Raw genomic sequence first — 23,678 nt, 5'->3', positions numbered from 1 at the left:
CTCACATCGCGTCGACCCGGCGGTCGGCGCCCCTGGTCGCCCCGCCCGTCGCGTTCACGTTCAGATCGGACGCCACGGGGTGCCGGTGTTGTCGTTGATGTCCTCGGCCGCCACCTGACGCAGTTGTCGGGACAGGTCGGACAGGGCGCGGGAGACCGCGAGCTCCTCTCCGATCTCCGGTACGTCCAGATCGACGGGGTGCTTACGGGCCATGCCGTGTCCCCGGAGCGCGGTGCCGTCGTCGGCCATCAGCCCGACTTCGGCCCAGGTCCGGGCGGCGTCGCCCTCGCTCTCCTCCGCGACGACCACGTCGACGTTCCATCGCTTCATCGTCTGCATGGACTCGGCTCCCCTCGCGTGCGGTATGTGTTCGATGTGCGCGTCGGGTCCCGGGTAGATCAGGTCCCGGTGTTCGACGCCTCCATCGGTCCAGCGCACCTGGTAGGGCGGTGCCCCCTCGGGCCCCCTGACCTCGGTGACCACCGCGGTCCGGCGGTGGGTGTCGGCGTTCGGGCTTTCGACGACCAGGTGGTCGCCTACCTTTGCTCGCATCGGTTCCCCCACAAACCTCGCCTATCCTCATCATTCCGCCCGAAACGGTGATCACACCAACGGTTGGCCCTTTCGTTCCCCGTGGTATGAGAGGTTTTTACCGGCTCGTCACGGGCTCCGACCCTGGTAGCGTCACGGCGTGGCCCAGCACTACTTCGACTCCTCTCCGAGCTCCGCCAGTCGGCCTTCCACCGCCGACCTGGTGCTGCCCGATCTCCACCTGCGCCTGCGCACCGACCGCGGGGTGTTCTCCCCCGACAAGGTCGATCTGGGCACCCGCGTCCTGTTGGAGAGCGTTCCGCCCCCGCCGCCCGAGGGCACCCTGCTCGACGTGGGCTGCGGCTACGGACCCATCGCCCTGACCCTGGCCTCGCGCGCGCCGGGCGCCCGCGTGCTGGGGGTCGACGTCAACGCCCGCGCCGTCGCGCTGGCCCGCCGCAACGCCGCCGAGCACGGCCTGGACGGGGCCCGCTTCGCCGTGATCACCCCCGAGGGCGATCCGGCCCCCGAACAGGGCGAGGTCGAGGGCGCGGCCCCCACCTCCGAAGACCTTCTCGGACCCTTCGACGTGCTGTGGTCCAACCCGCCCATCCGGGTGGGCAAGGAGGTCCTGCACTCCCTGCTGCTCACCTGGTTGGGTCGCCTGTCCCCCACGGGGGTCGCCCACCTGGTGGTCCAGCGTCACCTGGGTTCGGACTCCCTCCAGAAATGGTTGGAGTCGCGGGGGCACGCCACCGAACGTCTGGCCTCGCGCGCCGGTTTCCGGGTGTTGACCGTGCACCCCGCGACCCCCGACGAAAGGGCCTGAGGTCCCGAACGCGCCGGGTCGGGCGTGCACACCCGACGGGGTGCCGGTAGTGTGTACCGACCAGGGCCGGACCGTCCGGCCCAGACCCACGAGGAACACACCGCAGTTGAGCACGCAGTTGCGTCCCACGGACGTCAAACGTCTGAACCGCCAGTGGCGCAGGCGGACCGAGGGACGTCTTTCCCTGTTGGTCGAGTCGGTCACCCAGCCCTACAACCTGGGTTCCATCCTGCGCACCTGCGCCACCTTCGGTGTGGACCGTCTCTGGCTCACCGGCAACAGCGCCGACCCCGACGACCCCAAGGTCGGTAAGACCGCGCTGGGCACCGCCGCCAAGATCGCGCACGAGCGCGTCTCGACCACCGCGCAGGCCCTCGAGGCCGCCCGTGCCGACGGCTACAAGGTCGTGGCCGTCGAACTCGCCAAGGGCGCCGTCCCCCTGCACGCCGCCCCGCTGGAGCCCGACGTGTGCCTGGCCGTGGGCGCCGAGGACCACGGCTGCTCCCCCGCGCTGCTGGCCGGCGCCGACGCGATCACCTACATTCCGCAGATCGGCCGGGTCGGCTCCCTCAACGTGGCCGTGGCCACCGCCATCGCCCTGGCCGAGGCCCGGCGCCGCGAGTGGACCACCTTCGACGGCGAGGCAGAGGCCCCCGTCGGGATGTGACCGGGCCGAGGGGAATCTTTTCCCCGTCCCGTACGTCACCCTTTTGACCATTACCGTGTATTCCGCACATCAGTCCCAAGCGCCACGGCGCAGAGAGAGGAACAGTGGACCCGTCCCGAAGTACCGGCAGCATCCCTCGTGGATGCTGTGACCCCGACTCCGACGAGCCCCCTTCTTGGAAGGGCGCGCACCTGGCTAGAAACCCGATCCACGGGCGAGAACAGGCGGTGCGTGCCCGATGAGCACCGTCCTCAGTATCGCCTTCGGAGCGTTGGTGGTCTTCTTGATCACCATGGCGACCGGCTATTTCGTCGCCCAGGAATTCGGCTACATGGCCGTGGACCGCTCCAGACTCAAGGCACGGGCCGCCGCCGGTGACACCGGCGCCCAGCGGGCCCTGTCCATCACGAACCGCACCTCGTTCATGCTCTCCGGTGCCCAGTTGGGCATCACCGTCACCACGCTCCTGGTCGGCTACATCGCCGAACCGATGATCGGTGACGGTGTCGGCGAGCTCTTGGGGGGCGCGGGCGTCCCCCTCGGCACCGGCCTCGCGATCGGAACGGTCCTGGCCCTGCTGTTCTCCACCGTCGTCCAGATGGTGTTCGGCGAGTTGTTCGCCAAGAACCTGGCCATCGCCCGTCCCGAGCCGGTGGCCCGCCGGTTGGCCCTGTCCACCGGCATCTACCTGAAGGTGTTCGGCCCGGTCATCTGGCTGTTCGACCAGGCGGCCATCGGACTGCTCAAGCTCGTCCGGATCACCCCGGTCGAGGACGTCCAGCACGCGGCCACCCCGCGCGACCTGGAGAGCATCATCGCCGAGTCCCGTGAGAGCGGCGACCTTCCGGCCGAGGTGTCGACCCTGTTGGATCGCACCCTGGACTTCCACGAGCGCACCGCCGGTCACGCGATGATCCCGCGTCCGGAGGTCACCACCGTGGAGGAGGGCGATCCGGTCAGCCGGGTCGTGGAGCTGATGGCCTCCGACCACTCCCGTTTCCCCGTGCTGGGGGACGGCGTCGACGACATCGTCGGCGTGATCTGCCTGCGCGACGTGCTCGCCCTGGGCGATCGGGACCTGTCCGAGATACTCGTACGCGACGTGGCCCGGCCCACCGTGATGGTGCCGGCCTCGCTTCCGCTGCCCGGGGTCCTGGACCAGCTCCGCGACGCCTCGGAGGAGTTCGCGTGCGTGGTCGACGAGTACGGCGGCCTGGCCGGCGTCATCACCACCGAGGATCTGGCCGAGGAGCTGGTCGGTGAGATCGCCGACGAGCACACCCCCGAGGAGGAGGCTCCGGCCCCGCTCGGCGGTGACGACGGCTATCTGGTCCCCGGCGCCCTGCACATCGACGAGGTTGAGCGGCTCATCGGCCACGACCTGCCCCAGGGCGACTACGAGACCATAGGCGGTCTGGTCATCCACGCGCTGCACCGGCTGCCCCGTGTGGGCGACCGGGTCGACCTGCCTCTGCCCCGGCCGGCCGGCGCCCATGACGAGGACCCGGACATGACGTTGGCCCTGACGGTCAACGCGGTCCAGCGGCACGTGCCGCACACGGTCGAGGTCAGGTTGCACGAGGTCGCCGGAGAGGGCGCGCGGGAGGTGCGGGCATGAGTGACATGAACATCTGGTTGGCGATGGCGCTGACCGTCCTGTTCATCGCGTTGAGCGGGTTCTTCGTGGCGATCGAGTTCGCCCTGGTGGCGGCGCGCCGCTACCGGTTGGAGGAGGCCGCACACACCAGCGCCTCGGCTCGCGCCGCTCTCAAGAGCGCCCGCGACCTGTCGCTGTTGCTGGCCGGTTCCCAGTTGGGGATCACCCTGGCCACCCTGGCCCTGGGCGCGATCTCCAAGCCCGCCTTCCACCACATGTTGGAGCCGCTGTTCGGCGGTCTTCCCGACACGGTGGGCTACGTGCTCTCGTTCACCTTCTCCCTGATCATCGTGACCTTCCTGCACCTGGTCGTGGGAGAGATGGCGCCCAAGTCGTGGGCGATCTCGCATCCGGAGAAGTCGGCGACCATGCTGGCGATCCCGATGCGGGCGTTCATGTGGCTGACCCGCCCGGTGATCGTGATGCTCAACAACATGGCCAACGGGGTCCTGCACCTGTTCGGGGTGCAGGCCGTGGACGAGCTGGTGAGCGGCCACAACCCGGAGGACGTGCGGGAGCTGGTCGAGCACTCGGCCAAGGCCGGTGCGTTGGACTCCGAGCGTCGTGACCAGTTGGCCACCGCCCTGGAGGTCAACTCCCAGCCGTTGAGCTCGCACATCACCCCGCGCGAGGAGATCGCCTGGGTGGGCCCGGACGCGGACGTGGAGGAGATCAAGCGGGTCTCGCGCGAATCCACGCACCTGCGTCTGGTGGTCATGGAGCAGGAGCGGCCGGTGGGCGTGCTCCACGTGCGCGAGGCGCTCATCGGGCCGGCGGGCACCACCGCCGCCGACCTGATGCGTCCGGTGCTGACGCTGGCCCCGGCCACGCCGATGTACGCGGCCATGGGGATCATGCGGGAGAGCCGCAGCCACCTGGCCCTGGTGGAGGACGGTGAGGAGCTGGTGGGTCTGGTGACCCTCCAGGACATCCTGGACCGCCTCCTGCTGTTGGACACCGCCGCCTGATCCTCGCGGTGGACGTGACGACGGGCCCTCCCGCTCTGGTGCGGGAGGGCCCGTTCGTCGTCCGGGGCCGGGTTCAGCGGTGTCGGCGGGCGCGGACGACGGCGTCGCGCATGCTCTTGTGCCCGCCGTCGGGGAGGGTGACGACGCGTTCGCGGCTGTCGGCCTCCAGCACGTCCCATTCCGCGGGGTCCAGGACCGCCGCGACCCGAGGCGCCGACATGTGGGCGTGGGTCGGTCGGTCGTGCGGGGCGGCGTGGGTGTGGGCCTCGGAGGTGTCGTGGCCCACGATGAGCAGGGTGCCGCCCGGAACGACCTTGGCGGCCAGGCGTTCCACCAGTCTCTCGAAGCGGCCGGTGGGGTGGGCGTAGTGGCTGCTGACCAGGGTGAAACCGGGCTCGCTCGGAGCCCATTCGGTCAGGTCGGCGCGCACCCAGGTGATCCGTGCGGCCGCCTCGGGGTCCAGGTCCCGAGCGCTCTGGGCGGCCTGGTCGAGGGCGGCCTCGGAGATGTCGACCGCCGTGACCCGCCAGCCGCGTCGCGCCAGCCAGATACCGTCCTCGCCTCGGCCGGCGCCGGCCTCCAGGGCGGTGCCGGGGTCGAGCTCCCCCGCGGTCTCGACCAGCGTCGGGTTGGGTCCCCGGTGCGTGCCGTGGCCGTGCTCGTGACCCTCGTAGCGCCGTTCCCAATAGTCCCGGCCGAAGGTGTCGGACATGTGCTTCCCCCTGTGGTGTGTCGATCCCGGTTCCGGCACGTCACCGGCCCGGCGTTGCCTCGTGCCCCGGTTCAGGCCGAGGATCCGCTCTCCCCGTTCAGGGCCCGGTCGACGTCGGCCTCGATCAGGTCGGCGTTGATCCGGGCGGCCGCCAGGGTTCCGGCGGCGGCCGAGGCCCCGACCTGCGCGGAGGGGTCGGTGGCGTTACCCGCCGCCCAGACCCCGGCCACCTCGGTGCGTCCGGTGGCGTCGGCGGGCAGGTGGTCGCCCATCCCCGAGGGGTGGTCGACCGGCTTCAGGCCCAGCGGCGCCAGGAAGTCCACGCGTGCCTCCATCCTCGCGGCCACGGCCAACGCCCGGCGTTCGACGAGTTCCCCCGTGTCCAGTCGTACCCCCGCCAAGGCGTCGTCGACCGTCTCGATCGCGGTGACCGGCTCGGACACGACCCGGATGCCCTGGGCGTTCAGGCGGCGGGCCTGCTCGGGGGCGATCTCTCCGCCGTCGGCGAAGTAGATCACGTCCGGGCTCCACTGGCCGAACATCGAGGCCTGGTGGGTGGACATCGGGCTCGTGGCCAGGACGCCGATGGGCAGGTCGCGTACCTCCCAGCCGTGGCAGTAGGGGCAGTGGAGCACGTCCCGGCCCCAGCGTTCGGCCAGTCCGGGCACGTCGGGGAGCCGGTCGGTGAGCCCGGTGGCCACCAGGATCCGGCGCGCGCGGAGCACGCGTCCGTCGGCCAGGGCCGCCCGGAAGCCGTTCTCGGCGTCGCCCTCGACGCTTCGGACCCGGCCCGAGGTGATCTCGCCTCCGTAGGAGCGCACCTCGGCACGGCCGCGTTCCAGGAGTTCGGTCGGGGGGATCCCCTCCAGCCCCAGCAGGCCGTGCACCCCGCTCGCGGGGGCGTTGCGAGGTTCGCCACCGTCCACCACCAGGACAGAGCGTCGGGCCCGGGCCAGGGTGAGCGCGCCGCTCAGGCCGGCGGCTCCCCCGCCGACCACCAGTACCTCGTGGACGTCCTCGTTCTTCGTGTTCATACGACCACCTCCACCGAACACGGTGCGCCCTCCCCGGCGTAATGACAACTTTCCTTGCCGGTATGGCAACATGGACGCATGGATCACGACCTGGATCAGGCGCTGGACGCGGTCGGCCCCCGGCTGCGGGCGCTGCGGCTGCAACGTGGCACCACCCTGGCCGACCTGTCCGAGAGCACCGGGATCTCGGTGAGCACCCTGTCACGGCTGGAGACCGGCGATCGGCGCCCCGCCCTGGAACTCCTGCTCCCCCTGGCCCGGGCCTACGGGGTCACCCTCGACGAACTCGTGGACGCCCCTCCCACCGGCGATCCCCGCGTGCACCTGCGCCCCATGAACCGGCACGGCATGACCGTCATCCCGCTCACCCGCCGCGCGGGCGGTATCCAGGCCTTCAAGATGGTGCTGTCCCCCGGGGGCGGGCGCGAGGTGCCCGATCCGCAGAGCCACGAGGGCTACGACTGGCTCTACGTCCTGGACGGGCGGCTGCGGCTGGTCCTGGGCGAGCACGATCTGGTGCTCTCCCCCGGCGAGGCCGCCGAGTTCGACACCCGCACCCCGCACTGGTTCGGCACCGCCGACGACCGTCCGGTGGAGATCCTCAGCCTCTTCGGCACCCAGGGCGAACGCGCCCATCTGCGGGCCCGCCCGCGGCGTGGTCAGGGCCGGGACGAGGGGTCATCCGCCTAGCCCCTCCACCACGCGGCCGATGACGCGAGCCCCCTCGACGAAGTCGCCCGGGCGCGGACCGGAGTAGTTGAGCCGCAGGTAGGGGCCGGTGGGTTCGGTGGGGAACCATTCGTCCCCCGGCGCCACGACGACCCCGGCCCGCGCGCACTCCTCGGCCGCCCGGAGCGGCGAGACCCCCTCGGGCAGGCGCGCCCACAGGTTCAGCCCTCCCCGGGGCGGGGTCTCCACCCGCAGGGCGGGGGCGTGTTCGGCCAGGGCCGAGGTCAGCAGGTCGCGCCGTTCGGCCAGCCGATGGCGCAGTCCCTGGCGGTGGGTGCGCCAGGCAGGTCGGGTGACCACGTCCAACGCCACCTCCTGGAGGGCTCCGCTGACGTACATCGACTCGCTCTGAGCGCTGACCAGGACGCGTTCGCGCACCGGACCCCGGGCGATCACCGCGGCCACCCGCACCGCCGGGGACACGCTCTTGGTGAGCGAGCGCAGGTGGATCACGTGCCCGTCGTCGTCACGGGCGGCCATCGGCACGGGGTCGTCCTCGATCCCGAAGTCGTGGGCCCAATCGTCCTCGATGAGGAAGACACCGTGGTGGCGCACCACCTCCAGGATCCGTTCGACCGTCTCGACCGACCAACAGGTGCCGGTCGGGTTGGCGAAGAGCGGTTGGGCGTAGAAGGCGCGCGCCCCGCTGCGGGCCAGCGCCCGGTCGACCTCGTCGGGGTCGGGTCCGTGTTCGCCCCCGGCCACGGGGACGACGCGCACCCCCGCCCAGGCGGCCGCCCTGATCGCACCCCAGTAGGTGGGCGACTCCATCACCAGCGCCCCTCCGGGGCCGGCCAGGGCACGGAAGAGGGTACTGATCCCGCTCTGGCTGCCGGGGACGACGACCACGTCCTCCGGGGTCGGCGGGTCGATCCCGTGGAGCGCGGATCCGGCCAGGGAAGCGGCGAACCAGGCCCGTAGTTCGGCGTCACCGGCCGCCGTGGGACGCTCCAGCGCGGCGCCGCCCCGGGCCGCGCGGGCGAAGGCGGCACGCACCAGCCGTTCGGGGAGCAGTTCCCGGTCGGGGTAGCCCGAGTGCAGCGCGATGGCCCCCTCGGGGGCGGGGCACAGCGCGGTGGAGGGCTCCGGCACGCGGGGCGCGGCACCCAGGGCGGAGGTCTGCCATCGGTGATCGTGGACGCGGGTCGCGCGGCGGGCCCGGACGAAGGTGCCCACCCCGGGACGGCTCTCCACCAGCCCTTGGGCGACGAGGGCGCGCAGGGCCTTTTGCACGGTGACCGGGCTCGCCTCGTGGCGGGCGACCAGTTCCCGGGTGGAGGGCAGGCGCGCGCCCGGTTCGGCCCGAGAGATCCAGTCGCTCAATTCCGCCACGATACGGCCACTGCTATCGTTGGACATGAGAGTCAACGATAGCGCTACTCACACGACCGCACCACCGCTACCCTCTTTCGGGAACGGTCTCCGCTGGGGTCTACTCGGGGTGGCGGCCTTCTCCCTGACCGTTCCGCTCACGCGGCTGGCCGTGGCCGACGAGGGGCTGACCCCTCTGTTCGCCGGCGCCGGCCGCGCGGTCGTGGCGGCCCTGCTCGCCGCCGCCGCGCTGGCCCTGACCCGACAGGCCCTCCCCCGGGGTCGACAGTGGCTCCGCGTGGCCGTGGTCTCGGCGGGTGTGGTCATCGGTTTTCCGGTCCTGACCTCGCTGGCGCTGACCACCGCCACCGCCACCCACAGCGCCGTGGTGATCGCGCTACTGCCCGCCGCGACGGCCACGGCGGTCGTCCTGCGCGCCCGGGAGCGGCCCGGGCCGCTCTTCTGGGGGACGGTCGCGCTGGGCGCGGTGGCCGCGCTCGGCTTCTCCATCCTGTCCGGAGGCGGCGCGCTCGGCGCCCTCGCCTTCGACCCGCTCCTGTTCGGCGCGGTCCTGGCCGCCGCCGCGGGCTACGCCGAAGGCGGTCTGCTCTCCCGTGAGCTGGGCGCCTGGCAGACCATCTCCTGGGCGCTGGTGCTCGCCTCGCCGGTGATGGTCGCGCTGACCGCGTGGACCGCGGTCCACGAGCCGCCCACCGCCTCCCCCACCCAGTGGGCGGCCTTCGCCTACCTGGCCGTGGTCAGCATGTACCTGGGCTTCTTCGCCTGGTATCGGGGGCTGGCCATCGGGCCGCCCGCCCGGGTCGCCCAGATCCAGCTCACCCAGCCGGTGATGACCGTGGGCTGGGCGGCGCTGCTGCTGGGCGAGGCCCTGACCCCCATGGTGGTGCTGGGAGGGGCCGCCGTCCTGTTGTGCGCGACACTGGCCGTACGCACCCGCTCGCGTTCCTGAACACGACGATGGGGGCGGCGCGCACGATGCGCGCCGCCCCCATCGGGGATCGGATCCCGACTCAGGCGGTCTTGACGGTGAGGCCGACCTCGATGTTGCCGCGGGTGGCGCGGGAGTAGGGGCACATCTGGTGGGCGGACTCGACCAGCTTCTCGGCCTGGTCCTGCTCCAGGCCGGGCAGGGTGACGGTCAGGTGGACGACCAGGTCCATGCCCTCGTCCTTGCCCAGGGTGACCTCGGCGTCGATGCTGGAACCGGCCACGTCGACCTTGTTCAGGCCGGCGACCTTCTTCAGCGCGCCGTGGAAGCAGGCGCCGTAGCCGACGGCGAAGAGCTGCTCGGGGTTGGTGCCGGGGCCGTCGTCGCCGCCCAGGCCCTTGGGGACGGACAGGTCGACCGACAGACGGCCGTCGTCGGTCTTGCCGCTGCCCTTGCGGCCTTCACCGGTGACGGTGGCGTTGGCGGTGTAGAGCTTCTGGAAAGCCATGGTTGCCTCTCTATGGGTCCCGGCGGTCGGCCGGGTCCCGGGTGAGTGGGGTGGGGTCGTCGGTGTCCCCGGTCACCGAACGGGTGACCTGGTCCAGGAGGGAGCGCAGGTCCTCGACCCGGTCTCGGGGAAGACCGGTGGCGCACAGGACCCGATGGGGAATGTCCCGCGCGCGCTCGCGCAGACGCGCGCCCTCGTCGGTGAGGGCGACGTGCACGACACGTTCGTCCTCGGAGCCGCGACTGCGCGTCAACAGACCGGCGCCCTCCATACGGCGCAGGAGGGGGGAGAGTGTGCCGGTGTCCAGGCTCAGCGCCCGTCCCAGCTCCTTGACCGGCAGGGGATCGTGTTCCCACAGCACCAGCATCACCAGGTACTGCGGGTAAGTGAGCCCCAGGTCGGTCAGGATCTCCCGATAGAGCCCGGTCAGGGCCCGGGAGGCGGTGTAGAGGGCGAAGCAGAGCTGCTGGTCCAGGTGGAGGGGATCTCCCTCGTCGGTACCGGCCATGGGCCCTCCCCCGTATGCGCCGCGGTGGTCGGAGCCACCGTAACAGAGAAAAGGTTGTGCACAACAGTGTTGGGCACGACTTTTCTAGGCGCACCGCGGCCACGAGGGCCCGCGCCCCGGGGCGCGGGCCCGACGCCGCTCCGCTACAGGAAGCGCACCCCCTGGGCGAGCGGCAGCTCACCGCCGTAGTTGACGGTGTTGGTCGCCCGCCTCATGTACGCCTTCCACGAGTCCGAACCCGACTCCCGGCCGCCGCCGGTGTCCTTCTCGCCACCGAAGGCCCCACCGATCTCGGCGCCCGAGGTGCCGATGTTGACGTTGACGATCCCGCAGTCCGATCCGGCCGAGGACAGGAACCGCTCGGCCTCGGCCTGGTCCTGGGTGAAGATCGCCGACGACAACCCCTGCGGCACCCCGTTGTGCAGCTCCACCGCCTCCTCCAGGGTGCGGTAGGTCAACACGTAGAGGATGGGCGCGAAGGTCTCCTCCCGCACCACCTCGGCCTGCCCGGGCATGCGCACCACCGCGGGCTCCACGTAGAAGGCCTCGGCCGCGTCCTTCTCCAGCCGTCGCTCGCCGCCCACCAGGACCCGACCGCCGTCGGCGCGGGCCCGCTCCAGGGCGGCGCGCATCGCCTCGTAGCCGCGCTCGGAGACCAACGGACCCACCAGGGTGTCCTCCTCGAAGGGATCTCCCACCCGACCGCCCAACTGCTCGTAGGCGTTCACGATGCGCTCGGTGACCTCCTCCACCACGTCCTCGTGCACGATCAGCCGGCGCAGCGTCGTACACCGCTGCCCCGCCGTCCCCGCTGCCGCGAACACGCTGCCGCGCACCACCAGATCGACGTCGGCCGAGGGGGTCACCACCGCCGCGTTGTTACCGCCCAGCTCCAGCAGGTAGCGGCCCATCCGCGCGGCCACCCGGGGCGCCACCGCGCGCCCCATCGCCGTGGAGCCGGTCGCCGAGACCAGCGCCACCCGGGGGTCGTCCACCAGGGTCCGGCCGATGTCGGCCCCGCCCAGCACCACCCGGTGCACGTCGGCGGGGGCGCCCACGTCGGCCGCCGCGCGCATCAGGAGACCGTGACAGCCCAGCGCGGTCAGCGAGGTCGTCTCCGAGGGCTTCCACACCACCGTGTCGCCGCACACCAGCGCCACGCAGGTGTTCCACGACCACACCGCCACCGGGAAGTTGAAGGCGGTGATGACCCCGACGACCCCCAGCGGGTGCCAGGTCTCCATCAGGCGGTGTCCGGGCCGTTCCGAGGGCATGGTGCGCCCGTACAGCTGACGCGACAGTCCGACGGCGAAGTCGCAGATGTCGATCATCTCCTGGACCTCGCCCAGCGCCTCGGAGCGGATCTTGCCCGCCTCGATGGTCACCAGTTCGGCCAGGTCCGCCTTGTGCTCGCGCAGGAGCTCGCCCAGTCGGTGCACCAGCCTGCCCCGCTCGGGCGCGGGGGTGTCGCGCCAGGTGGAGGTGAAGGCGGCGTGCGCCGCGGCCACCGCGTTCTCGGCCTCGACCGGGGTGGCGAACTCCAGGGGGAACAGGTCCTGGCCGGTGATCGGCGTGCGGGCCCGCCCCGGCGCCCCGACGGCTTCGGGCAGCCCGGTCGTACCGCAGCGTTCCAGAGCGATCCGCGCGCGTTCGGCGAGGGACCGCGTGTCGGGAAGAGCACCATTCGGCATGTGTGTTCTCTCTCCGTTGAGAGGGACGATGGTCACCCCTCACCTTGCCAAGTCCCCGCTCCGGGGTCCACCCCCGGCGTTCGGATTCGCCTTCCCCATCGGAGTTCCGGCCCGTTCGTCACCGACGAACGTTAGACTCTGCGGGCCCGTCCCCGACCCAGACAGCTGGCCCGTGCACCACGACACCACCCCCGAAGAGAACCGTGCCCTCCTCCCCGCTCCCCTCCGGATCCTGGAACGTTCCGGTTTCGGCGCCGCCGCGCCCCTGTTCACCGCCGACCTGCGCGACGCCGGCTCCTTCGAGCGCGCGCGGGAGGTGGTCGCCTCGCACGCCTCACGCCTGTGGACCGAGGCGGTCCGCGAGGACGGCGGTCCGGTCGACGACCGTCCGCTGTACTGGGCCCGCCTGACCCTGGCGGCCCGACTACGCTCCTGGTCGCCCTCCTTCCCCTTGGAGGCCGAACGGCGCGCCGAGCTCGCGCGCCTGTTGGAGACCGCCTCCCGAGGCATCACCGAGCTGGACTTTCCGCCCGGCGACCGCTGGGTCCGAGTGGTGGTGACCGGTTTCGACCCCTTCCATCTGGACGGGGATCCCGAGTGCTCCAACCCGTCGGGGGCGGTGGCCCTGGCCCTGGACGGTCTGACCTTCCCCATGGGCGAGCGCACCGCGCTGGTGCGTTCGGCCCTGTTCCCGGTGCGCTGGTCGGACTTCGAGGAGGGGATGGTGGAGGAGGCGCTGGCTCCCCCGCACGGGGTGGCCGACGCCGTCATCACCCTGAGCCGGGGCCGACCGGACCGCTTCGACCTGGAGGTGTTCAACGGCGCCTGGCGCGGCGGCGGCACCGACAACCTGGGGCAGACCCGCACCGAGCCCGTACCGGTCTCCGAGGGGCCCGGGCCGGAGTGGACGCGCACGTCCCTGCCGGTCGAGGAGATCGTGGCCGCGGTGGAGGGCCCCTATCGGGTGGTGGCCAACACCGAGGTCGTCGAGGTCCCCGCCGGTGGCGCCGAACCCGTGACGCGCCCGGAGGGACCGAGCGAGGGTTCGTCCGCACGGAGCGGCGGCGGGGGCGACTACCTGTCCAACGAGATCGCCTACCGCAACACCCTGCTGCGGGACCGGCTCGGCTCCCGTGCCCGCTCGGGGCACGTGCACCTGCCCAAGACCACGCGTCCGGAGGAGCACGTCGACGTGGTGGAGCAGACACGCGCCATCGTCGCCGCGGCCCTGATCTGAGCCCTTTCGTCCTTCGCCCGGCCCCGGGTCGCTCCGTTCCCTTCCGAGAGCGACCCGGGGCCGGGTTTTCGTCGGCCGGGGGACACGCCCGAGCGCGCACCGAAGAACAAATCGCACTTTTCCGCCAACGAACGGACATTCATTCACACTGCGAGGTCGACTCGTCGCTCTGAGGTGCGGCTTTGCGGCCCCACCTCCGATATGGTCCCCACGTGTCTGTCATCTCTCTGCGACGAAACGTCACCGTCGGTGTCGCCCTGGGGATGCTCCTGGTCCCCGGGTGCCACGCCGCGGACACCTCGATGCCCTACGCGGAGGCGATCCAATTCGCCCCCGAGGACCTGGGTGGCCTGAACACGCGCACCGTGTCCGTGGAGTCCGAGGACAGTACGGTCTCCTACAGCTATCCGATCCTGGGTGAGTCCCATCCGCTCTCCGCCTACGTGCGCACCGCCATGGCCGAGCGGCAGACCGCCTTCCTGGAGAACCTGCCCGACCGGGGCGCCCCCGAGCTCGTCCAGACGACGAGCCTGCTGGCCGCCTCCGACGACGTGGTGGGTGTGCGCATGAGCGTCACCGACTCCACCAAGGCCTCCGACCGACCCGGATCGTCCACCCTGTGGTACGACGCCCGGACCGAACAGGTCATGCCCTGGACCTCGCTCTTCCACGACGAACAGGCCCTGGCCCAGGCCCACCTGGCCCTGGCCGACGTCCTGCGCGAGGACTACGACATGGCCCCCGAACAGTTGCCCGGCCTGGTGGGCGAGGTCTCCGCCAAGGCCGAGGAGTCCGACGGCGAACTCGTCCCGGCCGCGGCCTCGGACCCGGCGACCGACCCCGAGGAGGGGGAAGGCGCGGGCGAGGGAGAACTGCCTCTGGGCGACGCCGACCTGACCGATCCGGAACAGGCCATGGAGGCGGCCGAACGCTGGTCCGCCTCACCTCTGGCCGACCTGGCCTTCAGCACGGCGGGCGGCCTGGCCGTCCGCATGGACCCGGCCCAGATCCCGGGGACGGGCCGGGCCGAGGAGGCGCTGATCCCGATCGAGGCGGAGGAGACCGAGGAATCGCTCTCCGAGCTCGGCTATCGGGCCCGCGACGCCGCCGTCAACGGCAACTCCGTGCCCGCCGAACGGGTCGCCGAGACCACCGGTGACACCGAGGGCCGCACCCTGGACTGCGCCGAGGCCAAGTGCGTGGCGCTGACCTTCGACGACGGACCCGGCGAGTACACCGAGGAACTCCTCGACACGCTCGCCGAGTACGACGCCCAGGCCACCTTCTACGTGCTGGGCTCCCTGGTGGAGGAGTTCCCCGAGATCGCGGAACGCACCGCCGCCGAGGGCCACGAGGTCGGCAGCCACACCTGGAAGCACGACGACCTGACCTCGCTGTCCGGCGACGGCGTCCGCGAGGACATGGAGCGCACCTCCGAGGCCATCGAGAAGGCCACCGGGAAGGCTCCGCGCACCATGCGTCCGCCCTACGGCTCGCACAACAGCACCGTGAGCGACGCCCTGGGACAGCCGATCATCCTGTGGGACGTGGACACCATGGACTGGCAGAGCCGCGACACCGACGCGATCATCGATCACGCCGTCTCCGAGGTCGATACGGGCAGCGTGGTGCTCTTCCACGACATCCACAAGAGCACCGTCGACGCCATCCCCGACATCCTGAAGGAACTGCATTCCCAGGGCTACCACTTCGTGTCGGTGGAGAACCTGTTCGCGGACGGACAGCTCTCCGAGGGGGAGGCCTACACCGACGCCCGACTCGAGTGACATCCGTACATGAGGGCCGGGGCGCGAGGGCGCGCTCCGGCCCTCCCTTCATATCCGAACGCCTCGGAGGCGGTGATCGCCCCGGATCCCCGACATGGCCGAGGAAGCGGACCGAAACCGCCCTCACCTGGAAGAAGAGGCCTTACTCACTCGGCACGCCCCAAGGGCCCCCCACGTTGTCACCACGAAAACATTCACGTACATTTCGATGCGTGAACGTTACCTCTGTGATGCGTAAGGCCGCCGTCGGTGGGCTCATGGCCACCACCGGTCTGCTCGCCCTGACCACCGTCCCCGCCGGTGCCGCGCCGGAAGACGTCACACCCGACTGCGACGAGGTCAAGTGTGTGGCGCTGACCTTCGACGACGGACCCGGCGAGTACACCGGACGGCTCCTGGACATGCTCGACGCGCACGACGCCCGGGCCACCTTCTACCTGCTGGGCTCCAACGTGGCCGACCACCCCAACGAGGTCGAGCGCATGGTCAAGACCGGACACGAGGTCGGCAGCCACTCCTGGCGGCACGACGACCTGACCACACTGTCCGGCGAGGAGATCGAGAAGGACCTCGAACGCACCGACAAGGCCATCGAGGACGTCACCGGTCAGACCCCCGCCACCCTGCGCCCGCCCTACGGCGCCGTCGACGACACCGTCCGCGAGGCCGCCGACCGCCCCCTCATCCTGTGGGACGTGGACACCGAGGACTGGAAGAACCGCGACCCCGGAACGATCCTGGACATCGCCGACCGCGACTCCGGCGAGGGCAGCATCGTGCTCTTCCACGACATCCACCAGACCACCGTCGACGCCATCCCCGCCGTCCTGGACAGGCTGACCGACGAGGGCTACACCTTCGTCACCGTCTCCGAACTGATGGGCGACGACCTCGACCAGGGCACCGCCTACACCGACGCCCGCTCCCAGGACTGACCCCGGGCACGAAGGAAGGGGCCCGACCCGCGCCCGGACCGGCCCCCTCCTCGACGCCGCCTCAGAGCATCCGGCGCAGGATCTTCTCCTTGAGCTGGGTGATGGGCGCGTAGGCCACCCGCATGGTGTCCATCACCAACGACTTGTCCAGCACCGACTTGGTGTGGGAGAAGACGTCGATGGACGCCTTGCCGTGATAGGCGCCCATACCGCTCTCCCCCACACCGCCGAAGGGCAGGTCCGGCACGGCCAGGTGGGCGATCGGCAGGCCGAAGCCGACCGCGCCCGACGAGGTCTCGGTGGTCAACCGCCGCTTGGTGACGTCGGAGTCGGTGAACCCGTACAACGCCAGCGGCTTCTCGTGGTCGTTGACGTAGGCGATCGCCTCGTCCAGGTCGGCGACCTCGACGATCGGCAGGATCGGACCGAAGATCTCCTCGGCCATCACCGGGCTGTCGGGAGACACCCCGCCCAGCACGGTGGGCGCGATGTAGAGGTCCGCGCGATCGCTGGAACCGCCCACGACCACCTCACCGCTGTCCATCAACGCGGTGAGCCGGTCGAAGTGGCGCTCGTTGACGACCCGCCCGTAGTCGGGGCTCTTACGCGGGTCGGAACCGAACATCTCGGTGATGGCCGCGCCCAGCTCACGCTGGAGACCGGCCGCGGTGTCCCCGATGGCCAGCACGTAGTCGGGGGCCACACACGTCTGACCGGCGTTGGTGAACTTGCCCCAGGCCAGCCGGCGCGCCACCGTCGCCAGATCCACCCCGGGCTCCACGATCGCCGGGCTCTTGCCGCCCAGCTCCAACGTGACGGGGGTCAGGTGTTCGACCGCGGCCGCCATCACGATCCGCGCCACCGTCGAGTTACCGGTGTAGAAGATGTGGTCGAAACGCTCGGCCAACAGCGCGGTGCTCTCGGGCACCCCGCCCTCGACCACGGCGACCGCCTCGGTGTCCAGGTAGCGCGGGAGGAGGTCGGCCAGCGCGTTGGAGGTGGCCGGGGCCAGCTCGCTGGGCTTGAGCAGCACGCTGTTGCCGGCCGCCAGGGCGCCGACCATCGGCGCCAGCGCCAGGTTCACCGGATAGTTCCACGGGCTGATGACCAGCACCGTGCCCAGCGGTTCGCGGACACGGCGGGCCCGGGCCGGCGCCAGGGCCATGGGCACCGAGACCCGCTCGGGCCGCAGCCACGAGGCCAGGTGCTTGAGGGTGTGGTCGATCTCGTTGATGACGAAACCGATCTCGGTGGTGTGCGCCTCCAACGGGCTCTTGCCCAGGTCGTCCTGGAGCACCTTCTCCAGGGTGGGGCGTTCCTCGACGAGCATGCGGCGCAGGGCCCGCAGCTGAGCACGACGCCAGGCGAGCGGCTTGGTCCGACCCGAGGCGAAGGTCCCGCGCAGTCGGGCGACGGTCTCGGGGATGTCGACGGTCGTGGTCAACGGTTCTCGAGGGGTTTCGGTCGTAGCCATGACTCAGATAGTAAACGAAAACGTTTCGTTTCCAATAGGAACGCGCCTAGAATTATCCCCATGACGACCCATCTGCCGGCCGCCTCCGCACAGGTCTCTCCACGAGGACGACCCCGCGACGCCAGCCGAGACCGCGCGCTGATGGACGCCACACTCGCCGAACTCCAACGACACGGCTACAGCGGACTGACCACCGCCTCCGTGGCCAAACGGGCCGGGGTCTCCACGGCGACCCTCTACCGACGCTGGCGCTCCAAACAGGACCTGGTCGTGGGCGCCGCCCAGGCCTGGGCCGAGAACCTGGGCCCCGACCACGACACAGGCTCCCTCGAAGAGGACCTGGGGGCACTGCTCCACGACAAGGCCCTCGCCCTGGAAGGCCCCTCCGGTCGACTGCTGCGAGCGGTCCTGGGCGAGGCGGCGCACAACCGCGCCCTGGCCGACGTCCTCTTCGACGCCTTCGTCCTCCCCCTCCAGGACAGGGTCTTCGCCCTCCTGGAACGCGCCGTGGCACGCGGCGAGATCCCCCCGGTGGAGGATCCGCTGGTGGTCGCGGAGATGGTGATCGGCCCCATGGTCAGCCACACCTTCCTCGTACCCGAGGGGGAGGCCGACACCCCCGCTCCGGGGCGGGACATCGCGACCCGGATCCTGCCCTACCTGCTGCGGGCCCTGGGCCACCGCCGCCCCTGAACGGGGAGCGCTCCCGTACTCGAGCGCGGACCCGGCCGTCCACGCACACCCTCCAGGGGCGAGCGGTGTCCACCCCTCGCCCCGAGAACCCGACCCCCGGCGTAAGCCCCCCGTACGTAAGCCCACACCTCGTGCCTACCCCCGGCCGGCCCACCCACCGAACCGCCACGCCGGAACAGGTCGCACGGACCGCCCTCGGGGGCACGCCCCTTCCTCAACGCGCGCCGACCGACTCCACCGGCCGCTCCACCCCTGCCGCATCGAGCACCCCGGTCACCGCGCGCGAACGCCCCGCCCGCACCCCGTTGGCCACCACGACCACCTCGGCCACCTCGTGCACCAACACCACCGCGGCCAACCCCAACACCCCGAACAGCGCCAACGGCATCAGCACCGCGATGATCGCCAGCGACACCCCTACGCTCTGCCACATGATCACCCGCGCACGACGGGCGTGCGCCAACACCTGGGGCAGATGCCGCAGGTCCTCCCCCATCAACGCCACATCGGCCGTCTCCACCGCCACATCGGTGCCCATCGCCCCCATCGCGATCCCCACATCCGCGCGGGCCAGCGCCGGAGCGTCGTTGACCCCGTCACCGACCATCGCCACCGGGCCGCGCCCACCGAGCTCGGACACCACACGGGCCTTGTCCTCCGGACGCAGCTCCGCGTACACCTCCTCGGCATCGATCCCGACCCTCTCGGCCACCGCGAGCGCCGTGGCCCGGTTGTCACCGGTCAGCATCGCCACCCGATGACCGGCCGCGCGCAACGCCGCCACCGCCCGCCCCGCCTCGGGTCTGGGCTCGTCACGAACCGCGACCGCCCCGATCACACGGCCGTCCTCCTCCACCAGCACCACCGTGGCACCGGCCTCCTGCGCCCGCGACACCGCATCGGCCAACGGACCGGCCTCGATCCACCCCGGACGCCCCAGCCGCAGCCCCACCTCGCCATCGGCCGCACGGCCGATCAGACCGGCCCCCGGCACCGCCGTCACGTCCCGCGCCGGCACCGGATCCCCGACCTCCGCCAGGATCGCCGCCGCCAACGGATGCTCACTGCGCGACTCCAGGGCCGCCGCCACCGCCAGCACCTCGTCACGACCACGCCCCTCGACCGGCACCACCTCGACCACCGCCGGCCGGTTACGGGTCAACGTCCCCGTCTTGTCCAACGCCACCGTCCGCACCCCGCCGAGCGCCTCCAGAGCCGCGCCGCCCTTGACCAGCGCACCCCCGCGCGTGGCGGCGCCGATGGCCGAGACCACCGTCACCGGCACCGAGATCGCCAACGCGCACGGCGAGGCCGCCACCAGCACCACCAGGGCACGCTCGATCCACACCAGCGGATCGCCCAGCGCGGCACCGAGCACCGCGATGAGCACCGCCGCGACCATCACCCCCGGCACCAACGGGCGGGCGATCCGATCGGCCAACCGCTGCCCCGCGCCCTTGCGGGCCTGCTCGACCTCCACGATCCGCACCACACGGGCCAGCGAATTGTCCTCGGTCCCGGCGCTCACCGCGACCTCCAGGACACCGGTGCCGTTGACCGTCCCCGCGAACACCTCCGAGCCAGGACCGACCTCCGCCGGGATGGACTCCCCCGTGACGGCGGAATCGTCCAGGGCGCTATGCCCCGACACCACCACCCCGTCGGTCGCCACCCGCTCCCCCGGACGGATCAACAGGGTGTCGCCGGGGACCAGCTCCTCGGGCGCCACCTCCCGCTCCCGACCGTCTCGGAGCACGGTCGCCCGCGCCGGCACCAGATCCAACAGAGCCCGCAACCCCCGCCGGGTGCGCGCCACCGAGTAGCCCTCCAACCCCTCGGCGATCGTGTACAACACCGCCAGGAGCGCGGCCTCGGCCACCTCTCCCAACAGGACCGCGCCGACCGCCGCGATCGTCATCAGGGTGCCCACCCCGATCCGATCCCGGAACGGACCGGAGCCGAACAGCCGGCGCAGCGTCCCGGGCACGAAGGTCCACCCGGCCACCACCAACGCCAAGGCCCACAGAACGTGGACGATCGTGTCGGGGACACCCAGCCACGACCCGGTGTGACCGGCGACCAGCGGGACCAGCGCCACCGCCGCGAAACGGATCTCCCGCACACCCCACAGGGTGCTCGGACCCGACTCCGCGCCGCCGGCCTCCTCCGGACGGTCGGACGAGCAACCGCAGGCGTCACTCATGAACGGTCGCCACCCCGTACTCCGGGCACAGCGCGACGGCCTCGCCCGTGGCCTCCAACAGACGCTCGGCCGAGGCCAGCAGGTCGAGGAGCTCGGGCCGGGCCAGCCGGTAGAACACCTGACGCCCCTCGGGTCGCCCCTCCACCAGACCGCAGTCGCGCAGACAGGCCACGTGCGCGGAGATCGTGGACTGGGCCGACCCCAGCCGCTCGACCAGGTCGGAGACGCGGGCCTCCCCTTCGGCCAACCGACGCACGATCGCCAATCGGGTCCCGTCGGAGAGGCTACGGAAGAGGGCCTCGGCCGCGCCGGTGCCGGGGGCGCACCCCTGTTGATTCATCGCCATACAACGATCATATCGCCGCCAGACGATGAGTCAGGGTGCGGGGCGACCGAGACCGGGAACCTCAGCCGCGCCGCCGCTCCCGATAGGTGCGCATCTTGTGCCGCGCCCCGCAGATCTCCATGCTGCACCAGCCACCGTTGCCCGCCGGAGAACGGTCGTAGAAGACCCACCGGCACTCGGGCGACCGACACACCTTCAACCGCGCCCGACGATCGGCCAACTCCGCCACCGCCAGCACCGACAACACCTCGGCCACCACACGGCGTACCGGCTCCTCCGTGGCCACCGGCAGCACGACCTCCCCCTCGGCGCCCCACCGCGGAGCCCCCAGAAGTTCGCTCGACAGGCCGGTGAGATGCCCGGCCGCCTCTCGATCCCCCTCCAAATGCTCGCGCACCGCCTCACGGGCACGTCGCAGCCAGGCCAGGGAGTCGACGTCGAGCGCTTCGGCGACCCCGGGCAGATCGCGCGCGTTCGCCCACGCGCGCGCCGAGTCGAGGGAGACGAGGAGGTCCTCCCTCTTCAGAAAGCGGGCGGAGTTACAGAGCCCCTCGATGAGCGCCAGGTCTCCGGGGGCGGGTGGACGGTCGTAGGCCATACCCCAGAGGTTACCCCCTTTACATGAATGATGGTAACGCTCTACGGTTACCCCCATAAGCCAGATAGCGGTAACGGAGGAGATCATGACCGAGAAGAGCGACGCCCTGGACCGCTGGACCCCCGACGAACGCTTCGCCTCGCCCCACGGAGAGGTGCGCTGGACCCGCGCCGGCCAGGGACCACCGGTGGTCCTGATGCACGGCACCCCCTTCTCCTCCCACGTGTGGCGGGAGATCGCCGAGGCCTTGAGCGGCCGCCACACCGTGTACCTGTGGGACATGCCCGGCTACGGCCGGTCCGAGATGAGAGAAGGACAGGACGTCTCCCTCGCCGCCCAGCAGGAGGTCTTCACCTCGCTGCTGGAGCATTGGGGGCTGGAGCGACCCCGCGTGGTCGCGCACGACTTCGGCGGCGCGGTGGCCCTGCGCACCGCTCTGTTGGATCGCGTCGCCTACGACCGGTTGGCCCTGGTCGACGCGGTGGCGATGCGCCCTTGGGGCAGCCCGTTCTTCCGGCTGGTCAACCGCTCGGCGGAGGTGTTCTCGGAGCTGCCCGAACACCTGCACGAGGCGCTGGTGCGCGCCTACATCGCCGGATCCTTCCACCGGGAGCCGAGCGCGACGACCCTCGATGCCCTGGTCCGTCCCTGGCTGGGCGAGGTCGGCCGGGCGGCGTTCTACCGTCAGATCTCCCAGGCCGACGAACGCTACACCGCCGAGTTCGAACCCCTGCTGGGTGAGTTGGAATGCCCGGTCACCGTGCTGTGGGGCGAGGAGGATCCCTGGCTTCCCGTGGAGCGCGGGCGGGCCTTGGCCGAGGCGATCCCGCAGGCCGACCTTCGGCTGATCCCGGGCGGCGGGCACCTGGTCCAGGAGGATGCCCCCGCTCCCCTGACCGCGGCCCTGATCGACTTCCTCGGGAAGTGAGCGGGGCCCTTCGATGTGGATGTCGATTCGACGCCACGATCCCCGAACGGACCCTTGTGGGTTCGGTGCGGCGAAGCCGCTCGTTGTGCTGTGGGGTTCGGGTGTGAACCCGACCCTCACCTTGACGACGTAGATTTACACTATGGCGAGAGGGGAACGGTGAATCCCCCGATCCCGGCCCCTCGAAGCCTTGGCGGAAAGAGCGGCGCCGCCTTCCGGATCAGGGCGGCCCCTCTCGCTCCGCCCCCGAAAGTCCGCCTTCGCCCCCTCTCCCCTCCCCTGAGCGGGCGAGCGGAAGGACTCCAGGGAGAAGCGAGGCCCCATGGTCTTCGGTGCTTCCACTCCCCTTCCCCTCAGTGGGCACTTCCCTCACCTACATCGAAGCGAGCAGCTCCCCCACCCTCCGCCGGACGTAGGGCAGCGGTCGGGCGTGCAGGTCGTCACGCTCCGACGCCTGGATCACCTCGGCGGAGATGACCAGCTGGGCGAACCTCCCGGCCTCGGTCTCCATCACGTCGGCGAACACCTCGCGCACCTTGGCCGCCATCTCCGGCGCGGGCAACGCGTAAGTGTGCAGAACGGCGACGTCGTATCCGACCGGGGCCTGCCCCCACCCCTCCCAGTCGATGATGGCCAGGGGCTCGGCGGTGAGGTTGGCCCAGTGGAGATCGCAGTGGGAGGTCTCCCACGCGGGCACTGTCAGGTCCAGGCCCTCCAGTTCGGGGATGAACCGCGGCATGCGTTCGATGAACCCAGGTGTGTGGCTCCTCTGTCGGTGTTCGGGTACGGCCGTCCGCCGTAGGTGTTCGAGTCCGTCACGCAGTTCGGTCCACCATGGGTCGGAGAGTGTGACCGGTTCGGACAGGTCAGGGGTCCGTGACACCACCCGGCCGGTGAGCCGCTCCCAGAGAAGGGCCTGGAACATCGAGCCGCTCGGCCCCGACCACTCGTGCTCGCCGATCAGAGCCGGCCGCGGGATCTCGTCGTCGAGTGTCGCGGCGGCCAGGGCCGAACCCTCCCAGGTCCTTCCGCCCGCCTTGGTGGCTCGCATCACCCGCAGCCACGCGGGTGTCCCGTTCGAGGCCGTGACCGGGCCGCTCAGGGTTCTGTCCCCGACCCCCGTCTGGAGCGCGAGGTCGGGGGCGGCCTTCGTACCGAAACGCTCGGCGGCGCGGAGCCACGCGGCCATCAGCTCGTTCGGAGGCGACGAGGCCTTCACGACTCGAACTGTCGCTTGACCAACGACGGCCCCTCGAACTCTTCGGGTCGGTCCGCGCGCAGGGGGCCGATCCCGGCTTTGGTCCCGCGTAGCCAGAGGGTCGGGGCCTCGGTGTCGCTCATGGTCGTCCTGTGGTCCTCGTGGTCGGGGTACGGCCGGAGGCC

24 protein-coding genes are annotated in these 23,678 nt (G+C 71.2%); 11 read left to right on the top strand and 13 right to left on the bottom strand.

Going from position 1 to position 23,678, the window contains the following annotated elements; genetic code table 11:
- Window positions 1-60: 60 nt before the first annotated feature.
- Window positions 61-552, bottom strand: coding sequence for a dsRBD fold-containing protein (locus U9J66_RS01875; protein WP_081536581.1), 492 nt, complete (start codon window positions 550-552; stop codon window positions 61-63).
- 139 nt (window positions 553-691) lie between these two features.
- Between U9J66_RS01875 and U9J66_RS01870 the strand changes: the two genes are divergently transcribed.
- The 4 genes from U9J66_RS01870 to U9J66_RS01855 all read left to right on the top strand — a co-directional run bounded on the left by U9J66_RS01870 (window position 692) and on the right by U9J66_RS01855 (window position 4,652).
- Window positions 692-1,360, top strand: coding sequence for a class I SAM-dependent methyltransferase (locus U9J66_RS01870; protein WP_017534980.1), 669 nt, complete (start codon window positions 692-694; stop codon window positions 1,358-1,360).
- A 106-nt stretch (window positions 1,361-1,466) separates the two neighbouring features.
- Window positions 1,467-2,027 (top strand): TrmH family RNA methyltransferase, encoded by a 561-nt coding sequence (locus U9J66_RS01865; protein ID WP_187294495.1) that lies wholly within the window; start codon window positions 1,467-1,469, stop codon window positions 2,025-2,027.
- Window positions 2,028-2,265: 238 nt separating this feature from the next.
- Window positions 2,266-3,645: a hemolysin family protein gene (locus tag U9J66_RS01860; protein WP_014913572.1), complete on the top strand. Its 1,380-nt coding sequence runs from the start codon at window positions 2,266-2,268 to the stop codon at window positions 3,643-3,645.
- The gene (locus U9J66_RS01855) at window positions 3,642-4,652 is read left to right on the top strand and encodes a hemolysin family protein (RefSeq protein WP_014909362.1); all 1,011 of its coding nucleotides are present in this window, start codon (window positions 3,642-3,644) and stop codon (window positions 4,650-4,652) included. The genes U9J66_RS01860 and U9J66_RS01855 overlap by 4 nt, the downstream gene beginning before the upstream one ends.
- Before the next feature lie 73 nt (window positions 4,653-4,725).
- Here the strand turns inward: U9J66_RS01855 and U9J66_RS01850 are convergent, their stop codons facing one another.
- A complete protein-coding gene (locus tag U9J66_RS01850; RefSeq protein ID WP_161112064.1) occupies window positions 4,726-5,364 on the bottom strand; it encodes a class I SAM-dependent methyltransferase in 639 nt (212 codons plus the stop codon).
- Between the two features lie 71 nt (window positions 5,365-5,435).
- On the bottom strand, window positions 5,436-6,398 hold the full coding sequence (locus tag U9J66_RS01845) for an NAD(P)/FAD-dependent oxidoreductase (RefSeq protein WP_326336828.1): 963 nt from the start codon (window positions 6,396-6,398) through the stop codon (window positions 5,436-5,438).
- Window positions 6,399-6,476: 78 nt separating this feature from the next.
- On the opposite strand from U9J66_RS01845, the gene U9J66_RS01840 reads away from it, so the two are divergent.
- Window positions 6,477-7,088, top strand: coding sequence for a helix-turn-helix domain-containing protein (locus U9J66_RS01840; RefSeq protein ID WP_326336827.1), 612 nt, complete (start codon window positions 6,477-6,479; stop codon window positions 7,086-7,088).
- On the opposite strand, the gene U9J66_RS01835 is transcribed toward U9J66_RS01840, so the two are convergent.
- A complete protein-coding gene (locus U9J66_RS01835; protein ID WP_326336826.1) occupies window positions 7,077-8,486 on the bottom strand; it encodes an aminotransferase-like domain-containing protein in 1,410 nt (469 codons plus the stop codon). The genes U9J66_RS01840 and U9J66_RS01835 overlap by 12 nt on opposite strands.
- Between U9J66_RS01835 and U9J66_RS01830 the strand changes: the two genes are divergently transcribed.
- On the top strand, window positions 8,485-9,408 hold the full coding sequence (locus tag U9J66_RS01830) for a DMT family transporter (RefSeq protein WP_326336825.1): 924 nt from the start codon (window positions 8,485-8,487) through the stop codon (window positions 9,406-9,408). The two genes, U9J66_RS01835 and U9J66_RS01830, sit on opposite strands and share 2 nt — an antisense overlap.
- Before the next feature lie 61 nt (window positions 9,409-9,469).
- Here the strand turns inward: U9J66_RS01830 and U9J66_RS01825 are convergent, their stop codons facing one another.
- The 3 genes from U9J66_RS01825 to amaB form a co-directional block, all read right to left on the bottom strand.
- Complete coding sequence (locus U9J66_RS01825; protein WP_014910250.1) at window positions 9,470-9,895, bottom strand: organic hydroperoxide resistance protein; 426 nt, start codon at window positions 9,893-9,895, stop codon at window positions 9,470-9,472.
- Between the two features lie 10 nt (window positions 9,896-9,905).
- Window positions 9,906-10,403, bottom strand: a complete 498-nt coding sequence (locus U9J66_RS01820) for a MarR family winged helix-turn-helix transcriptional regulator (protein ID WP_014910754.1) — start codon at window positions 10,401-10,403, stop codon at window positions 9,906-9,908.
- A 143-nt stretch (window positions 10,404-10,546) separates the two neighbouring features.
- Complete coding sequence (amaB, locus tag U9J66_RS01815) at window positions 10,547-12,094, bottom strand: L-piperidine-6-carboxylate dehydrogenase (protein WP_326336824.1); 1,548 nt, start codon at window positions 12,092-12,094, stop codon at window positions 10,547-10,549.
- A gap of 172 nt (window positions 12,095-12,266) precedes the next feature.
- Between amaB and U9J66_RS01810 the strand changes: the two genes are divergently transcribed.
- The 3 genes from U9J66_RS01810 (at window position 12,267) to U9J66_RS01800 (ending at window position 16,053) form a co-directional block, all read left to right on the top strand.
- Window positions 12,267-13,331 (top strand): pyroglutamyl peptidase, encoded by a 1,065-nt coding sequence (locus tag U9J66_RS01810; protein WP_326336823.1) that lies wholly within the window; start codon window positions 12,267-12,269, stop codon window positions 13,329-13,331.
- A 212-nt stretch (window positions 13,332-13,543) separates the two neighbouring features.
- On the top strand, window positions 13,544-15,118 hold the full coding sequence (locus U9J66_RS01805) for a polysaccharide deacetylase family protein (RefSeq protein ID WP_326336822.1): 1,575 nt from the start codon (window positions 13,544-13,546) through the stop codon (window positions 15,116-15,118).
- Between the two features lie 230 nt (window positions 15,119-15,348).
- On the top strand, window positions 15,349-16,053 hold the full coding sequence (locus U9J66_RS01800; RefSeq protein WP_017534987.1) for a polysaccharide deacetylase family protein: 705 nt from the start codon (window positions 15,349-15,351) through the stop codon (window positions 16,051-16,053).
- A gap of 61 nt (window positions 16,054-16,114) precedes the next feature.
- Here U9J66_RS01800 and U9J66_RS01795 read toward each other — a convergent pair whose 3' ends face one another.
- The gene (locus U9J66_RS01795; RefSeq protein WP_202421868.1) at window positions 16,115-17,527 is read right to left on the bottom strand and encodes an aldehyde dehydrogenase family protein; all 1,413 of its coding nucleotides are present in this window, start codon (window positions 17,525-17,527) and stop codon (window positions 16,115-16,117) included.
- A 141-nt stretch (window positions 17,528-17,668) separates the two neighbouring features.
- On the opposite strand from U9J66_RS01795, the gene U9J66_RS01790 reads away from it, so the two are divergent.
- A complete protein-coding gene (locus U9J66_RS01790; protein ID WP_442789847.1) occupies window positions 17,669-18,220 on the top strand; it encodes a TetR/AcrR family transcriptional regulator in 552 nt (183 codons plus the stop codon).
- A gap of 214 nt (window positions 18,221-18,434) precedes the next feature.
- Here U9J66_RS01790 and U9J66_RS01785 read toward each other — a convergent pair whose 3' ends face one another.
- The 3 genes from U9J66_RS01785 to U9J66_RS01775 all read right to left on the bottom strand — a co-directional run bounded on the left by U9J66_RS01785 (window position 18,435) and on the right by U9J66_RS01775 (window position 21,367).
- Window positions 18,435-20,423, bottom strand: a complete 1,989-nt coding sequence (locus U9J66_RS01785; RefSeq protein WP_326336819.1) for a heavy metal translocating P-type ATPase — start codon at window positions 20,421-20,423, stop codon at window positions 18,435-18,437.
- Window positions 20,416-20,769 (bottom strand): ArsR/SmtB family transcription factor, encoded by a 354-nt coding sequence (locus tag U9J66_RS01780; RefSeq protein WP_017534991.1) that lies wholly within the window; start codon window positions 20,767-20,769, stop codon window positions 20,416-20,418. The genes U9J66_RS01785 and U9J66_RS01780 overlap by 8 nt, the downstream gene beginning before the upstream one ends.
- Before the next feature lie 61 nt (window positions 20,770-20,830).
- Window positions 20,831-21,367, bottom strand: coding sequence for a CGNR zinc finger domain-containing protein (locus tag U9J66_RS01775; protein WP_326336818.1), 537 nt, complete (start codon window positions 21,365-21,367; stop codon window positions 20,831-20,833).
- 85 nt (window positions 21,368-21,452) lie between these two features.
- Between U9J66_RS01775 and U9J66_RS01770 the strand changes: the two genes are divergently transcribed.
- Entirely contained in the window at window positions 21,453-22,295 is an 843-nt protein-coding gene (locus U9J66_RS01770; RefSeq protein ID WP_326336817.1) for an alpha/beta fold hydrolase, read from the top strand.
- Window positions 22,296-22,668: 373 nt separating this feature from the next.
- On the opposite strand, the gene U9J66_RS01765 is transcribed toward U9J66_RS01770, so the two are convergent.
- Both U9J66_RS01765 and U9J66_RS01760 read right to left on the bottom strand, forming a co-directional pair.
- Complete coding sequence (locus U9J66_RS01765) at window positions 22,669-23,514, bottom strand: phosphotransferase (protein ID WP_326336816.1); 846 nt, start codon at window positions 23,512-23,514, stop codon at window positions 22,669-22,671.
- On the bottom strand, window positions 23,511-23,636 hold the full coding sequence (locus U9J66_RS01760) for a hypothetical protein (RefSeq protein WP_326336815.1): 126 nt from the start codon (window positions 23,634-23,636) through the stop codon (window positions 23,511-23,513). The genes U9J66_RS01765 and U9J66_RS01760 overlap by 4 nt, the downstream gene beginning before the upstream one ends.
- Window positions 23,637-23,678: the final 42 nt, after the last annotated feature.

The organism is Nocardiopsis sp. LDBS1602 (assembly GCF_035818715.1).
Classification (GTDB): domain Bacteria; phylum Actinomycetota; class Actinomycetes; order Streptosporangiales; family Streptosporangiaceae; genus Nocardiopsis; species Nocardiopsis alba.
Note: the sequence above shows the minus strand (reverse complement) of the source record. Positions and strands in the feature narration are given on the sequence as shown.

Excerpts from the sequence above, each read along its gene's own strand:
- U9J66_RS01875 (WP_081536581.1), bottom strand. The coding sequence starts at position 552 with ATGCGAGCAAAGGTAGGCGACCACCTGGTCGTCGAAAGCCCGAACGCC.
- U9J66_RS01860 (WP_014913572.1), top strand. The coding sequence starts at position 2,266 with ATGAGCACCGTCCTCAGTATCGCCTTCGGAGCGTTGGTGGTCTTCTTG.
- U9J66_RS01855 (WP_014909362.1), top strand. The coding sequence starts at position 3,642 with ATGAGTGACATGAACATCTGGTTGGCGATGGCGCTGACCGTCCTGTTC.
- U9J66_RS01850 (WP_161112064.1), bottom strand. The coding sequence starts at position 5,364 with ATGTCCGACACCTTCGGCCGGGACTATTGGGAACGGCGCTACGAGGGT.
- U9J66_RS01845 (WP_326336828.1), bottom strand. The coding sequence starts at position 6,398 with ATGAACACGAAGAACGAGGACGTCCACGAGGTACTGGTGGTCGGCGGG.
- U9J66_RS01840 (WP_326336827.1), top strand. The coding sequence starts at position 6,477 with ATGGATCACGACCTGGATCAGGCGCTGGACGCGGTCGGCCCCCGGCTG.
- U9J66_RS01830 (WP_326336825.1), top strand. The coding sequence starts at position 8,485 with ATGAGAGTCAACGATAGCGCTACTCACACGACCGCACCACCGCTACCC.
- U9J66_RS01835 (WP_326336826.1), bottom strand. The coding sequence starts at position 8,486 with ATGTCCAACGATAGCAGTGGCCGTATCGTGGCGGAATTGAGCGACTGG.
- U9J66_RS01825 (WP_014910250.1), bottom strand. The coding sequence starts at position 9,895 with ATGGCTTTCCAGAAGCTCTACACCGCCAACGCCACCGTCACCGGTGAA.
- U9J66_RS01820 (WP_014910754.1), bottom strand. The coding sequence starts at position 10,403 with ATGGCCGGTACCGACGAGGGAGATCCCCTCCACCTGGACCAGCAGCTC.
- amaB (WP_326336824.1), bottom strand. The coding sequence starts at position 12,094 with ATGCCGAATGGTGCTCTTCCCGACACGCGGTCCCTCGCCGAACGCGCG.
- U9J66_RS01800 (WP_017534987.1), top strand. The coding sequence starts at position 15,349 with ATGCGTAAGGCCGCCGTCGGTGGGCTCATGGCCACCACCGGTCTGCTC.
- U9J66_RS01795 (WP_202421868.1), bottom strand. The coding sequence starts at position 17,527 with ATGGCTACGACCGAAACCCCTCGAGAACCGTTGACCACGACCGTCGAC.
- U9J66_RS01790 (WP_442789847.1), top strand. The coding sequence starts at position 17,669 with ATGGACGCCACACTCGCCGAACTCCAACGACACGGCTACAGCGGACTG.
- U9J66_RS01785 (WP_326336819.1), bottom strand. The coding sequence starts at position 20,423 with ATGAGTGACGCCTGCGGTTGCTCGTCCGACCGTCCGGAGGAGGCCGGC.
- U9J66_RS01780 (WP_017534991.1), bottom strand. The coding sequence starts at position 20,769 with ATGGCGATGAATCAACAGGGGTGCGCCCCCGGCACCGGCGCGGCCGAG.
- U9J66_RS01775 (WP_326336818.1), bottom strand. The coding sequence starts at position 21,367 with ATGGCCTACGACCGTCCACCCGCCCCCGGAGACCTGGCGCTCATCGAG.
- U9J66_RS01770 (WP_326336817.1), top strand. The coding sequence starts at position 21,453 with ATGACCGAGAAGAGCGACGCCCTGGACCGCTGGACCCCCGACGAACGC.
- U9J66_RS01760 (WP_326336815.1), bottom strand. The coding sequence starts at position 23,636 with ATGAGCGACACCGAGGCCCCGACCCTCTGGCTACGCGGGACCAAAGCC.